The organism is Nocardia sp. CA-129566 (assembly GCF_050956075.1).
GTDB lineage: Bacteria > Actinomycetota > Actinomycetes > Mycobacteriales > Mycobacteriaceae > Nocardia.
The window spans coordinates 459,259-472,276 of record NZ_CP192085.1 but is presented as its reverse complement, the minus strand read 5'-3'; the positions used below and the strand labels follow the sequence as shown (position 1 = coordinate 472,276).

The 13,018-nt window shown below is 67.2% G+C and carries 12 protein-coding genes; 6 read left to right on the top strand and 6 right to left on the bottom strand.

All coding sequences use genetic code 11. The annotated features are described in order from the left end of the window. Window positions 1-11: 11 nt before the first annotated feature. Window positions 12-419 carry a YjbQ family protein gene (locus ACQP0C_RS02110; RefSeq protein ID WP_433734395.1) on the top strand — a complete coding sequence of 136 codons (408 nt, stop codon included), beginning with the start codon at window positions 12-14 and terminating at the stop codon, window positions 417-419. Here the strand turns inward: ACQP0C_RS02110 and ACQP0C_RS02105 are convergent. Next, complete coding sequence (locus ACQP0C_RS02105) at window positions 416-3,763, bottom strand: helix-turn-helix transcriptional regulator (RefSeq protein WP_433730027.1); 3,348 nt, start codon at window positions 3,761-3,763, stop codon at window positions 416-418. The genes ACQP0C_RS02110 and ACQP0C_RS02105 overlap by 4 nt on opposite strands. Window positions 3,764-3,922: 159 nt before the next feature. Here ACQP0C_RS02105 and ACQP0C_RS02100 point away from each other — a divergent pair, with 159 nt between their 5' ends. Then, window positions 3,923-4,534, top strand: a complete 612-nt coding sequence (locus tag ACQP0C_RS02100) for a dihydrofolate reductase family protein (protein WP_433730025.1) — start codon at window positions 3,923-3,925, stop codon at window positions 4,532-4,534. Between the two features lie 45 nt (window positions 4,535-4,579). Here ACQP0C_RS02100 and ACQP0C_RS02095 read toward each other — a convergent pair whose 3' ends face one another. Then, window positions 4,580-5,155 (bottom strand): dihydrofolate reductase family protein, encoded by a 576-nt coding sequence (locus ACQP0C_RS02095; RefSeq protein WP_433730023.1) that lies wholly within the window; start codon window positions 5,153-5,155, stop codon window positions 4,580-4,582. A gap of 29 nt (window positions 5,156-5,184) precedes the next feature. Next, window positions 5,185-5,760 carry a dihydrofolate reductase family protein gene (locus ACQP0C_RS02090; protein ID WP_433730021.1) on the bottom strand — a complete coding sequence of 192 codons (576 nt, stop codon included), beginning with the start codon at window positions 5,758-5,760 and terminating at the stop codon, window positions 5,185-5,187. Between the two features lie 58 nt (window positions 5,761-5,818). Here ACQP0C_RS02090 and ACQP0C_RS02085 point away from each other — a divergent pair, with 58 nt between their 5' ends. From ACQP0C_RS02085 to ACQP0C_RS02070, 4 genes are all read left to right on the top strand, one after another. Next, a complete protein-coding gene (locus tag ACQP0C_RS02085; RefSeq protein WP_433730019.1) occupies window positions 5,819-6,409 on the top strand; it encodes a TetR/AcrR family transcriptional regulator in 591 nt (196 codons plus the stop codon). A gap of 60 nt (window positions 6,410-6,469) precedes the next feature. Then, window positions 6,470-6,658: a DUF1918 domain-containing protein gene (locus tag ACQP0C_RS02080; protein WP_354954598.1), complete on the top strand. Its 189-nt coding sequence runs from the start codon at window positions 6,470-6,472 to the stop codon at window positions 6,656-6,658. Window positions 6,659-7,038: 380 nt separating this feature from the next. Next, a complete protein-coding gene (locus ACQP0C_RS02075; RefSeq protein ID WP_433730017.1) occupies window positions 7,039-7,497 on the top strand; it encodes an SRPBCC family protein in 459 nt (152 codons plus the stop codon). Between the two features lie 64 nt (window positions 7,498-7,561). Next, window positions 7,562-8,773 (top strand): low temperature requirement protein A, encoded by a 1,212-nt coding sequence (locus ACQP0C_RS02070; RefSeq protein WP_433730015.1) that lies wholly within the window; start codon window positions 7,562-7,564, stop codon window positions 8,771-8,773. On the opposite strand, the gene ACQP0C_RS02065 is transcribed toward ACQP0C_RS02070, so the two are convergent. The 3 genes from ACQP0C_RS02065 to ACQP0C_RS02055 all read right to left on the bottom strand — a co-directional run bounded on the left by ACQP0C_RS02065 (window position 8,751) and on the right by ACQP0C_RS02055 (window position 13,005). Beyond that, window positions 8,751-9,599 carry an ion transporter gene (locus ACQP0C_RS02065; protein WP_433730014.1) on the bottom strand — a complete coding sequence of 283 codons (849 nt, stop codon included), beginning with the start codon at window positions 9,597-9,599 and terminating at the stop codon, window positions 8,751-8,753. The two genes, ACQP0C_RS02070 and ACQP0C_RS02065, sit on opposite strands and share 23 nt — an antisense overlap. A 57-nt stretch (window positions 9,600-9,656) precedes the next feature. Continuing rightward, the gene (locus tag ACQP0C_RS02060; RefSeq protein WP_433730012.1) at window positions 9,657-11,303 is read right to left on the bottom strand and encodes a GMC oxidoreductase; all 1,647 of its coding nucleotides are present in this window, start codon (window positions 11,301-11,303) and stop codon (window positions 9,657-9,659) included. Between the two features lie 127 nt (window positions 11,304-11,430). Then, window positions 11,431-13,005 (bottom strand): alpha/beta hydrolase, encoded by a 1,575-nt coding sequence (locus ACQP0C_RS02055; RefSeq protein ID WP_433730010.1) that lies wholly within the window; start codon window positions 13,003-13,005, stop codon window positions 11,431-11,433. Between the last annotated feature and the right edge of the window lie 13 nt (window positions 13,006-13,018).

Genomic DNA, 13,018 nt, shown 5'->3' with positions numbered 1-13,018 from the left:
CGATGGACGCCATGAAGACCACGGTGATCGAGGTGACCACGGGACGATCCGAAGTCGTATACGACCTCACCCCACAGTGTGCGTCTTTCGCGCGGGAGGCGGGCGCGGACGGACTCCTGCACATCTTCGTACCGCACGCCACGGCCGGAATCGCCATTATGGAACTCGGTGCGCGCAGCGATGACGATCTACTCGCCGCACTGCGCGAGCTGCTGCCCGCCGACGATCGCTGGCGCCACGCCCACGGTTCGCGCGGGCACGGACGCTCCCATGTGATGCCCGCGCTGATCCCGCCCTACGCCACCGTTCCGGTCATCGGCGGTGCGCTGACATTGGGCACCTGGCAGTCGATCGCGCTGGTCGATCTCAATGTCGACAATCCGGATCGGCAAGTGCGCCTGTCGTTTCTGCGCGGCTAACCGGAGCCGGGTGCGAGCCGGGCGAGTTCGGTGCGATTGGCGATCCCGAGTTTTGCGTAGACATGGGCCAGATGCGTTTTGACGGTGCCGCGGCTGATGAACAGGCGCGCGGCGATCTGCGGATTGGTCAGGCCGCAGACCGCGAGTTCGACCACGGAACGTTCGGTGGGCGTGAGGCTTTCCCAGCCTGAATCGGGACGATTGCGTCTGCCGCGCGCCTTAGTGATGTAGTCGATCGCGTCTCGCAATGACATGGCGCGGCCGCGTTCGAGGTGCTCGAGCAGCTCGGGTTCGTCGGGAATGTCGACGCGGACAACCGATCCCGTATCCGTGCGGGCTTGCTCGGCCGCGCCGAACAGCAGTCCCGCGGTCTCGAAGGAAGAGCGCCGAAGCGCCACCGCGGCCAACGCCGCCAGACTGTCCGCGCAGCCGAGCACCAGACCGTGTTCGCCTCGAATGCGTAAGGCCTCGTGGTGCATTCGCATTTCCTGCTCGGTGTCCGGAGCGAGTAGTGCCCGCTGCTCGAGCACGGCGGCGTGCACGGACGGTAGGACCGCGGTCAGCGGTGCCGCCGATAACCGGTCGAGCAGATCGGCGGCCTCGGCCTCGGCGCCCGATTCCCGCTGCGCACGTGCGAGCAACAGCTGCGTCCAGGGTGTGAGTTGATCGTCGGAGGGCCGCTCCTGCCAACGCCCTTCGCGCCGACACCAGACCATCGCATCGGCGGGTCGTCCGGAATCGAGTTCGAGCAGGGCGTGTACCCGCTCCCAGCCGGGGACGAACGGCGGCGTCTCGGCACCGTCGACGAGACGATCCAGCGGTGCGAGCGCGGCGGCCGCGGCCGCGGATCTGCCTGCCCACAGCAGGATTTCGGCGAGTGCGGCACGGGCGAGTGCGATGCGATGGAAATCGCGTAGCGGAGCCGCGGTGGTTACGGCTTTTTCGGCGAGTTCGATGGCGCGCGGCAGCACACCGGATTGGGCGGTCGCCAATGCGAGCCAGCACAGCGCGGAGGAACCGACGGCTCGATCGCCGCGCCGGAGCAGACCGGATACCGCGGGCTCGAGTTGGTCGATCGCGTCGCGGTGTTCGTCGCGCAGCAGGTGGACCAGGCCGATCAGCGCCTGGGTGGCATCGGTGACGAAGCCGTCACCGGCACGTATTGCGTCCGCGTGCACGGCTGCGGCTTCAGCATGGGCACGGTCCAGATCGAAACCGATGGCTCCGATGGCGGTGAGCGCGCGGGCCAGCAGACCGACATCGGCCAAATCGAGCTCTTCGGCTAGTTCTGCTGCGGTGCAGGCCTTTTCATAGCTGACGAATCCGGGGATGGCGGTATCCGCGACGAGCGCTTGGGCGAGCAGGACCCGCGCCTGCGTCTCGTCACGGGAGCCATTGCCTTGTACCGCAGCACGCTCCAGCAGCCGAATACCGTCGGCGGCATGGATGCCCAGATGCCACAGCCAAGCCACCGCGGCCGCCAGCCGCCGACCCGCCGTCGGATCACCGACTGCCTGGAGGTTGCTCGAAGCGGCGGGCGGGTCATCCGAATCGGCACGGTGCAAGCCCCATTCGATGGCCGCACGCAGATTGGGGTACTCGACGGTGAGTTGGGTACGCCACGCGTCCTTGTCCGAATCCAGCATCGGCGCGGCGTCTTCGACCAGTGCGAGCATGAGATCCAGGTGCAGATCACGCAATTCGGCTGTCTCGCCCGCCTCGTCGAGCCGCAGCAGCGCGTAATCGCGCACCACGCCCAGCATTCGATATCGGGCCACCGCGCCAGTGGTATCCGCGGCCACCAGCGATTTGCCGATCAAGCCGCGCAATGCGCGCAGATAGCGCCCGGCCGGAACCCCCAGCCGCTCGGCCAGACCGGTGACCGCCTGCGCGGCGAAGCCGGGCTCGAAAACCCCCAGGCACCGGAACAATTCGCGCTCATCGGCGTCTAGTAGGTCATGGCTCCACCGCATCGATGCGGTCAGCGTGGCCTGCCGGAACGGCGTGCGGCCGGTGTCGTCGTCGAGCAGTGCGAACGGATTCCGCAGCGAATCCGCCAGCTGGGCCAGCGAGAGCGTGCCCGTCCAGCCCGCGGCCAGTTCGAGAGCCAGCGGCAGTCGATCGAGCCGGTCGCACACCCGACGCGCGGCGGCCAGCGCATCCCGGCCCGGCTCCGCGCCGCCCGCGCGATCCAGAAAGAGTTCGAGCGCGTCGGCCAGATTCAGTGCCGACAACCGCTGCACCCGCTCGCCGGGCAGATCGAGCGGTACGCGACTGGTGGCGAGCACACCAACGCCGGGCCCGCGAGCCAGGATGGCCGCCAAAATCCGAGCCACCGGATCACGAAGGTGCTCACAGTTGTCCACCACCAACAACGTGGTCTTCGACCTCAATTCCTGGACCAACATCCGCACCGGATCCGCAACCATCGCGGGCCGCTCACCCGACACCGCCAGCGGCCCACCCAACTCCGCCGCCGGCCGCTCACCCGACACCGCCAGCGATCCACCCAACTCCGCCGCCGGCCGCTCACCCGACACCGCCAGCGGCCCACCCAACTCCGCCGCCGGCCGCTCACCCGACACCGCCAGCGGCCCACCCAACTCCGCCGCCGGCCGCCCACCAGACACCGCCAGCGGCCCACCCAACTCCGCCGCCGGCCGCCCACCAGACACCGCCAGCGGCCCACCCAACTCCGCCGCCGGCCGCCCACCAGACACCGCCAGCGGCCCACCCAACTCCGCCGCCGGCCGCCCACCAGACACCGCCAGCGGCCCACCCAACTCCGCCGCCGGCCGCCCACCAGACACCGCCAGCGGCCCACCCAACTCCGCCGCCGGCCGCCCACCAGACACCGCCAGCGGCCCACCCAACTCCGCCGCCGGCCGCCCACCAGACACCGCCAGCGATCCACCCAACTCCGCCGCCGGCCGCCCACCAGACACCGGCAGCGATCCACCCAACTCCGCCAGCCGCCCACCAGACACCGGCAGCGATCCACCCAACTCCGCCAGCCGCCCACTGGACTCCGGGAGCGGTTCACCCGACTCCGGCAGCGCAATACCCGTTGCTGTGAGCGGAATACCAAGCGCAGCCGCGATCGCGCGGACGACGCCGTCGGCGTCGCGCTCATCTTCCAAGCCGATCCAGCGGATGCCATCGGGCCATGTGTCGGCGAGGGCGGCGCAGGCCCGCAGGGCCAGCCGAGTCTTACCGCAGCCGCCAGGGCCGACGAGGGTCAGCGCGCGGCCGGGGGCGACTGCGGCGGTGAGCGCGGCCAGTTCCTCGGCACGGCCGACGAATGACGATAGCTCGGGCGGAAAGTGCTGGTCGGAGTCGATCATCGCGCCTCGGAGTCTGCCACCGCGGCCCGCATCAGACCACCGGGAATCGGCCACCCCGCGGCGCGAATATCGGCCAGCTGGCAGATGTTCGGCGGTGGCAGCGCCGGAAGTATTCAGTGCAGCGGCGCACCGGGCGCCACCGAAACGAAGGAACCGAAAATGCCGGACACCACCACCCGCCGCGTCGTCGCCAATATCTCGCTGTCGCTCGACGGCCGGACCAATGGCAGCGGCGGCGATTACGACATGAGCTGGATCGTGCCGCACGCGGTGACCGATGCCGCCCGCGATCAGATGGTCGCGCTGACCACCACCGCGACCACGGCCCTGCTCGGCCGGAAGAACTACGAGGGCTTCGGCGGCTACTGGCCGACCGTCGCCGCGGACGAGAATGCCGATCCACGCGATAGGGCCTTCGCTACCTGGCTCGATGCGGTGGACAAGATCGTCTTCTCGCATACGCTCCCCGACGCGGCGTGGCCGAATTCCCGTATCGCCGACGCCGATCCGGCCGCGACGGTCAAGCGCCTGCGCGCCGAATCCGGCGACGACATCGTGGTGCTGGCCTCCGGCAGCGTGATCAAGGAGCTGCTGGCGGCGGGCGAACTGGATCGGCTGATCATCACGCTGTGCCCCGAACTCGTCGGCGGAGGCGCGCGGCTGTTCGAGGACGGTATCCCCGCGACCAGCTGGTCGCTGAGCGATCTGTCCACCACCGACTCCGGTGCGATCGTCCTCGTCTACGACCGGATCGGCGCGGGCGCGCGCTGAGCACGGCCCGGCCCCGTGGCGGCACGATGCCGCCACGGGTGGGTCTCAGCTCCTGGTCAGCCAGGTGACCTGGGTGCCGTTGCCCAACTCCGCGCGCTTGGTCGGCGCGAACAGGGTCGGATCGAATTCACCTGCGAACGCAGGGGTGCCGCTACCGGCGACCACCGGATAGCTCTTGATGACGAGTTCATCGATCTCGCCGAGCAGTTGCGCGGCGAGTTTGCCACCGCCCGCGAGCCAGATGTCCTTGCCGTCCTCCTGCTTCAGGCGACGAACCAGACCGACGGGATCGCTGTCGACCAGTTCGACCGTCGGATCATCGATGCGGCCGAGGGAACTCGACACGACGTACTGCCGCATATGGGCGTACGGGCTGGTGATGCCGATGGCGGGGCCCGGGGCGTAGGTGCCCCGGCCCATCACCAAGGTGTCGAACTTCTGATTCGGAGCATCGACCGCCAGCCCGATATGCGGGCGCACATGGGTGGGCAGTGTCTCCGGGTACTCGGCTTTCAGCCAGTCCCACATGTCATCGCCGACCGGATAGAAGCTGATGTCATCGCCGGGACCCGCGATGTAGCCGTCGAGGGACATGCCGACGAAGTAGACGAGTTTTCGCATACCGATACCTCTTTCGTGCCGCTGGATGGTCAGGCTCGGGAGAACCAGGTGACCTGGGCGCCATTGCCGAAGTCCCGGCGCTGGGTCGGCGTGAACAGGGTGGGGTCGAACGCACCCGAGAAAGCGGATATGCCGCCGCCCGCGACGACCGGATAGCTCTTGACGATCATCTCGTCGAGCTCACCGAGCAGCGCCCCGGCCAGCTTGCCGCCACCGCACAGCCAGATATCGCCGCCCTCTTCGGTTTTCAACCGCCGCACCAGAGCGACCGGATCGCTCGCGACCACCTCGACCTTCGGATCGTCGATCGGTCCGAGGGTGCTCGAGATGACGTACTGCCGCATATGCGCATATGGGCTGGTGACGCCCTCGGACAGCGCGGGCTCATAGCTCGCCCGTCCCATCAGGACGGTGTCGAAGCGCTTGCTCGGTTCATCCACCGCCCGTCCGAAGTGCAGCCGCGCGGGGGTCGGCACGAAGTCCGGATACTGCTCGTTGATCCAGGTCGCCATCTCGGCGTCCGTGGGATAGAAGTCGTACTCCCCCGCCGGACCCGCGATGTAGCCGTCGAGCGATACGGCCACGTAGTAAACAAGCTTTCGCATATCAAAACCGCCTGATCCGTTGTACTCTGTACGTAGTGATTTAAAGGTAGTACTACGGATGGAGTGGTGTCAAGTGCGGACAAATCCGGAGCGACGGCAGGCGCTGCTCGACGCGGCGCTCGAGGTATTGGCCAAGGAGGGGGCGCGCGGGCTCACCTTCCGAGCGGTGGACAAGGAGGCCGCGGTGCCCGCGGGTACAGCGTCGAACTACTTCGCCAACCGCGACGACCTGCTCACCCAGGCGGGCGGCCGATTCTATGAGCGCTTGGCGCCGAGCGCGGCGACCATGGCCGAACTCACCACCGGCCCGAAGACGCGCGCGCATATCACCGACCTGATGCGGGAGTTGGTCGGCCGCATCGAGGCGTTCCGCACCGGCTACCTGGCCATGCTCGAGCTGCGCCTGGAGGCGACCCGGCGACCGGAGCTGCGTGCGGTCATGACCGAGGCGGTGCGCGCGGATCTGGATTTCAATGTGCGCAACCACCTCGATGCCGGAATGCCCGGCGACGAGAAGTCGGTGATTCTGCTCTATCTAGCACTGAACTGGCTCATCGTGGACCGGCTCACGCTGCCGGGGATCTTCACCGAGGACCACAGTCAGGAGCTGATCGAAGCCGCGGTCGATCGACTCATCGGAAGCGAGTGAAACGCCGCGTTATCCTGCGAGCCCTTGTGATGCACGTCACCACCATTCGATAATGGGGCCATGATGGCGAATGTCGGAGACCGGCTCCTCGTGCATGGACACGTTGTGGGACAGGGCGATCGCCATGGCGAAATCGTCGAAGTCCGGGGGCCCGAGGGAGCGCCGCCCTACGTGGTGCGATTCGACGACGGGCATGAATCGCTCGTCTACCCGGGCCCGGACGCGATTATCGAACCCGCGATGCCCTGAACCACGCAGCCCGAGGGCCCGCTAGCGGCGGGCCCGTTCTTTGCTGCGCGGCCACACCCGGGCCGCAATGCCCGCGATCGGCACCCGACCGACCGTCGCGATCACCGCGTTGACGTCGACAGCCGGATGCCGGTCAGCTTTCCGTCCCTGCGGACGGATACCCCGCCTGATCCGATGGCAAGTCCACTGGACCCGCCGTTTTGCCGTTTGATCGAATATGAATCGGAACACGTTCTCGCAGTTCATAATCGATCGTGATCACCCCGAGATATGCAACGGGAGCCGCCCGAGTGGTTCCGAGCACCGGAACCTCGGTTGACTTGCGAATGTGTCGCTGGGCACAATTTGCCGATGTAGTTGGGCGGGGGCGGAGGTATGGAATGCGTACAAAGACCGATATCCGTTTCGTCGTCGACGCCGATCCCGAGCAGGTAATGGATGCATTGGCCGCGGTCGAGATGCTCCCGGAGTGGTCGAACTCCTACACCGACGCGCGAGTCGCGAGCCGCGATGACGCGCTACGCCCGCGCCGGGTATTCGTCAAAGCGGAGCTGATGGGCAGCTCGGATCTACAGGTGCTGGAGTACGAATGGACCGATATCCGGTCCTCCTGGGAGGTCACCGACAGCACGCGCGGCGTCAAGGGCGGCGGCTGGTTCGAGGTCACCGAGGGCGCCGAAGGCACCGACGTCTGGTACCACGTGGAGCTCTACGTCCCGATCCCCATTCCGGGCATGCTGGTGAGCCGGACCATGCGCCGCTCGAACGAGACCGTCGTGCAGAACTTCATCGAGTTCGCCGAGGGTTTCACCGAGAACGAGAACTTCCAGGCCGTGTAGCCGGACCCTTTCGAGCAACCGGCGAGCGGTGCATCTGTCCTATTCGGATGCGAGTATGTGCACCATGATCGGTTCCAAACGGGCGCGACTTCTGCCAACGGCCGAGGATGCGTCGGTCACTCAGCTCGAGTTGTTCTTCGACCTCGTGCTCGTCTTCGCCTTCACCATGGTCACCGACCTGGCCGCACACGACACCAGCGCCAAGAACATGCTGCGCGCCGGGCTGGTACTCGCCGTCATGTGGTGGCTGTGGATCGCCTACTCCTGGCTGGGCAACGTGATACGCGCGGACGAGGGCATCGCCCGGGTCGCCATGTTCGTCGCGATGGGCGGCGGCTTCCTGGCCGCGCTCACCATTCCCGAGGCCTTCCACGATCTGTCCGGCGGATGGTTCGGGCCGCTGGTCTTCGCGATCGCGTATCTGATCGTGCGCCTGGTGCACCTGGGCATGTTCCTGCTGGCCAGCGCCGAGGATTCGCAACTGCGCAACCAGGTTCTGAAGTGGAGCCTGGGTTCGATCACCATCGGCACGTCCCTGCTCGTCATCGCCGCCATGACCACCGGAACCGTGCAGATCGTGCTGTGGATCGCGGCGATCGCCGGGGATATGGGCTGGACGCTGCTGGCGGGCGAGGACTGGCGAGTGAATTCGCCCAGCCACTTCTCCGAGCGCTACGGGCTGATCGTCATCGTGGCGCTCGGCGAATCGATCGTCTCGATCGGCATCGGCGTTGCCGGACTGCCCATTTCGTGGCCGATCGCGGTCGGATCGATGCTGGGGCTGGCGGTATCGGGTCTGCTGTGGTGGGCGTATTTCGATGTGGCGGCACTGGCGGTGGAGCACGAGTTGCAGCATGCCGAGGGCGAGCGACAGATCAAGATCGCCCGAAACTGCTACACGTTCTGGCACTTCCCGATGATCGCCGGGATCATCTTGCTCTCGCTCGGGCTGAAGAAGGTGCTCTACTACGTCGGCGACGAATCGGCGCACACCCTGCACGACGCGCTCTACGGCATCCCGCTGTTCTCGCTGTACGGCGGTGTGGTGCTGTATCTGATCGCGCTGGTCGGATTCAAGCACTACGCGACCCGCAGTGTCACGGTGCCGCGACTGGTGGCCGCGGTGGTGCTGCTCGCGCTGATTCCGGCGGCCTGCGCGCTGCCCGCGCTGGCGTCACTGGCGCTGCTGTGCGGTGTGCTGTTGGCGCTGATCGTTTGGGAGACAATGCGTTACGCGCAGCCACGCGACGAGATCAGGCACGCGACACACGGCTGAGCTGGTGCCGCACGCCGGCGTCGGGCGGCGTCGGGCCGTGGTTGGACGGCTCGACGCGCACCCCGGCGTGCACCGCGTCCCGGATCTGATCCACGTTCTCGCGGATCATGTCCGAAACCAGTTCGTCGGTGCGCGGATCGGCGAGCACCTGGAACACGATGCGAAATGTGGTGTCGGCGACGAGCCGGATGATCTCGTCGTGGAACGGGATGTAGCGGACCCGACCGGCCTGCGGATCGTTCTTGATGAGTTCGAGGATCATCTCATCCATTTCGGCGCGGTTCTCCTCCAGCGCCGCCGCGATATTGCGGGTGTAGTGGCCCGCCCGCAGCACCTGCGCGACCTCGTCCAAGATGGCGATGGTCATGGGGCGCTTGATGACATCGACGATGGTCGTCACGAACCGGTTCACCACCGCCGCGGTCACCCGCTCGCCGAGTGCCCGATCGGCCACCCGACCGACGCGGACCGCGATCACCACGATCCGCAGTAACCGGAACCCACGGAAGAACGGGCTGGTCACCGGGATCATGCCGAGCACTTCGTACCAGTAGATGAACGGGAACGTCCACGCCCAGCCCGCACGCCGCCAGCGCCAGAGGAATTCGGCGGCGAAGATCGCGCACACCGAATAGTCGATGACCACGATCACCCGGTAGGTGTGCGCGGTGACGTCGAAGAAGGTGACCCAGGTGACCAGCGCGACCGAGACGATGGCCAGCGCCAACATCACCAGATCCGACCACAGCGCGGGCGGTTTGCGTGGAAAGTCCAGCTTCGGCGCTTCGTCGAGGCCATAGCGGTTCGGCCTGGTTGGAGTTGCCACGTGAGGATCCCTTCGACGCCGAACGGTCCCGCCGACAGTAATACGCCCCGCGCCGGGCTACTTCCCAGCGCGGATGATCGCCTCGATATTGCGCTCGGCCAGCGCGGTAATGGTGAGCGACGGATTGACCGTGCCGGTGCTGCCGGGAATGGCCGCACCGTCCATCACATACAGACCGGGGTGGCCATGTACGCGGCCATTGCCGTCGGTGGCCCGGCCGAGCACCGCACCGCCCAGCGGATGCGCGGTGAACAGGGCGTTCGCGTCGTAGCCGAGTGCACCGTATTCGACCAGGGCATTGGCGCGTTCGGCGATCCGGTGGTCGACCGCGCGGGCGGCCGCCACGATATCGTCGCGGTTCTTGGTCGACCAGGACAACCCGACCGCATTGCGGGCGCGGTCGTAGCCGAAGCGCGCGCGGGCCGGATCGAGCACCATGCCCAGCGAGGCGAGTGCACCGGTCTCGAACGGAATGCCCGGGATATACCAACTTTCGAGCGTGAGCGGCACGGCGGATTCATCGAGGATCCGGCTCACGCTCGGCACGCCCTGGCCGAAACCGGCGAGCTGGCTGGCGCCGCGGGCCAGCACCACATCACCGTTGGTGCCCCAGCCGTCGCCGATGTGCTCGTTGAGGTTCGGCAGTGCACCGGTGGCCTGGGCCCGGACCAGCAGTTCCGAGGTGCCGACCGAACCGGCGCCGAGGAACAGGCGGTCGCAGGTGAGGGTGCGGGTGCAGATCACCTCGCCGGTCGGCGCGAGTTTGGTGACGGTCACCGCGTAGCGGCCGCCGGATTCCTGTGCGATGGAGTCGACGCGGTGCCCCGGATAGATCGCGGAATTGCCGGTTTCCTGGGCATAGCGCAGGTAGTTCTGGTTCAGGTCGAACTTCGCGCCATTGGAGTTGCCCAGATTGCTGCGCGCTACCGTGGCGGAAGGCCTTGTGGTGCCGGCGATTTCGCCGCGCAGGATATCCCAGTTGAAGATCGAGTCGTTGCCGAGCGGCTGGTAGCCGGCCTTGCGCACCTGCTCGTCCCACGCCCGGGAGTGCGCGAACGGCGACGCAGCGTAGAGGTCGCCCGGAATCGGACTGAGCCGCAACATCTCCCGCACGCGCGGGTAATAGACGCTTTCCATTTCGCCGTACTCGACCGTGCCGCCGAAGACGTGGTCGAAGAAGCGGCGCTCGGGTGCGACCATGGCACCGGAGAAGATCACCGAGCCGCCACCGACCGCGGCCGCCCGCCAGACGTCGATGCCCGGGTACTGGGTGCAATCGAGCACCCCGCCGAAGCTGGCGAAATGCATCGGCACCTTGGTGACGCCGGTGAAGTTGGTGCGATGCCAGAAGCCGCGGCCGTCGGGCAGATCGTCACCGGTGAAGATCTCCCGCCACGGATCGTTGGGCCAGCGCGAACCGCGCTCCAGCACGGTATTGGCGATACCGGCCTCGGCCAGGCGCAGCGCGGTGACCGCGGCGCCGAAGCCGGAGCCGATCACGATCGCGGGCGAATGCGCGGGCGGATCGGGAAGTGGCGCAAAGATTTCCGGGACCCACATGCGAAAAAGGGTGTCCCACATGGGATCTACGGCACCGGATGGGCCCGCACCCATTGCAGCACCCGCGGCACCCAACATCGCGGCCGTACCTGCTGCCTTGAAAAAGGCACGTCTGTGCACCCGGCCACCTCCCTCGTCACGCATGGCCGAGCGCAGACTACCGGGATTCCGGTGTGCTGAACAGTGCCGGCAATGATCTTGGTCGACCGAAGGGATGCGCGGGCGGCGGCCGTGGTTTTCGGGGCGAGCACCCCGAAACCGCGCGGCCTGTTCAGTCGACGAAAGGCGCCCTATCCGCCTTGCAGGTCGCACCGGGTGCGGGGAGTTGCAGGTCGACAAGATAATGCTCCTGGAGACGACCGGCGCAGTCGCTGACTACCTCGTGGCCATAGCCGCCCTCTATGACCACAAGCCTGGCGTTGACCAATTCCTGCTGGGCCCGGCGGGCGGCCGTCAGCGGGGTGACCGGATCGAATCGGTTGTTGAACAGCAGGGCCGGCTTATCCGAGCGCAGGATCCACGGACCGGTGATGCGCTGCGGATAGCCCTTGGCGGCTGCGGGCCAGGCCCCACAGGCCTGGCGCAGATACAGCCACATGGCACCGTAATGCGGCGCGGTGTTCGCGAGTTCGGTTGCCAGCGTTGGCCATTGCTCGGGTTCGTGACCGAAGCTGTTGTCCGCGCAGCTGATCGCGGTGAAGGCGTCGAGGAAGTCTTCGGTGAAACCGCCCGCGGCCAGAATCTGTTGTACGACATCGGGATCGCCCGCCGAGCCGCGCTCGAGTTCGGTGAGCAGCTCGGCCAGCGCGGGCCAGCCCTGCTTCGGGTCGTAGAGCATGGTGGCGTGAGCGGGCAGCACCTCGGTCAGGGTCACCGCGCGGGCGCGCTCACCCTGTCCGACCTCGATCGGGCCCTGACGCAGCCGGTCGAGCACGGCATCGTTGCGGGTGCGCAGTGCGGCGGCGTCGGTCTTGGCCGGGCCCGCGAAGGCACACCGCGGCTGCCCCGCTTCGGCACACAGCCGCAGGAATTCCGTGAGCACCTCCTCGGTGCCCGCCGCGGAATCGGCGATCTGGGCGCGCGAATCGTTGGTGTAGGCGTCCGGGTCGATCATCGAACCGAGTTGCAGTGCGCGGACCCGGTCGCCGAAGAGGGCGCCGTAGACCTCGCCCAGATAACTCGCGTAGGACCCGCCCTCGTAGGTCATCGTCGCGTCGCCGACCGCGCGACGCAGCAGATCCAGATCGCGGGCGGCATCGACGGTAGTGAGATGCGGCAGTAGCTCCGGACTGTTCGCCGCGCATGCGGCGGCCAGCTGACGGGCGTTGCGCGCGGCGATGCCCTCCTGTTCGGCATTGGTCGGCGGCAGCAGGAACTCGGACCAGAACCGGTGCTGCTCTTCGGCATTCGGGAAGCAGCGCACCTGCCCGCTGCGGCCGATGCCGCGCTGGTCGAAGGTGATCACATCGAATCGGCGGGCCACCTCACCGGAGAACAGCTCGCCGTGCCCGGCCCATTTGAAGCCCGAACCGCCCGGTCCGCCGACCGCGGTGAACAGGGTGCCGATGCGCCGTTCCTTTTCGGCGGCGGGCTGTTTGATGATCGCGAGGGTCAGCGTCGGGCCGCTGGGCTGGGCATAGTCGATCGGAACCGCCGCGGTGGCGCACTGGTACCTGCTCAACTCGGGGTCGGCGCACTGCGCCCAATCGAGTTTCGGGGTCGGCGCCGCATCGGCCTGTGCGACGAGTTCGGCGATCTGCGATACCGCCTCGCTCTGCCGGGTACACGCGACCAATGACGGCACCAACACGATCAGTGCCAACCCGACGATCTTCCACCCGCGCATACCGATCATCCTG

Excerpts from the sequence above, each read along its gene's own strand:
- ACQP0C_RS02060 (WP_433730012.1), bottom strand. The coding sequence starts at position 11,303 with ATGCGTGACGAGGGAGGTGGCCGGGTGCACAGACGTGCCTTTTTCAAG.
- ACQP0C_RS02095 (WP_433730023.1), bottom strand. The coding sequence starts at position 5,155 with ATGCGAAAACTCGTCTACTTCGTCGGCATGTCCCTCGACGGCTACATC.
- ACQP0C_RS02105 (WP_433730027.1), bottom strand. The coding sequence starts at position 3,763 with ATGATCGACTCCGACCAGCACTTTCCGCCCGAGCTATCGTCATTCGTC.
- ACQP0C_RS02070 (WP_433730015.1), top strand. The coding sequence starts at position 7,562 with ATGATCGGTTCCAAACGGGCGCGACTTCTGCCAACGGCCGAGGATGCG.
- ACQP0C_RS02080 (WP_354954598.1), top strand. The coding sequence starts at position 6,470 with ATGATGGCGAATGTCGGAGACCGGCTCCTCGTGCATGGACACGTTGTG.
- ACQP0C_RS02075 (WP_433730017.1), top strand. The coding sequence starts at position 7,039 with ATGCGTACAAAGACCGATATCCGTTTCGTCGTCGACGCCGATCCCGAG.
- ACQP0C_RS02100 (WP_433730025.1), top strand. The coding sequence starts at position 3,923 with ATGCCGGACACCACCACCCGCCGCGTCGTCGCCAATATCTCGCTGTCG.
- ACQP0C_RS02110 (WP_433734395.1), top strand. The coding sequence starts at position 12 with ATGAAGACCACGGTGATCGAGGTGACCACGGGACGATCCGAAGTCGTA.
- ACQP0C_RS02090 (WP_433730021.1), bottom strand. The coding sequence starts at position 5,760 with ATGCGAAAGCTTGTTTACTACGTGGCCGTATCGCTCGACGGCTACATC.
- ACQP0C_RS02085 (WP_433730019.1), top strand. The coding sequence starts at position 5,819 with ATGGAGTGGTGTCAAGTGCGGACAAATCCGGAGCGACGGCAGGCGCTG.
- ACQP0C_RS02055 (WP_433730010.1), bottom strand. The coding sequence starts at position 13,005 with ATGCGCGGGTGGAAGATCGTCGGGTTGGCACTGATCGTGTTGGTGCCG.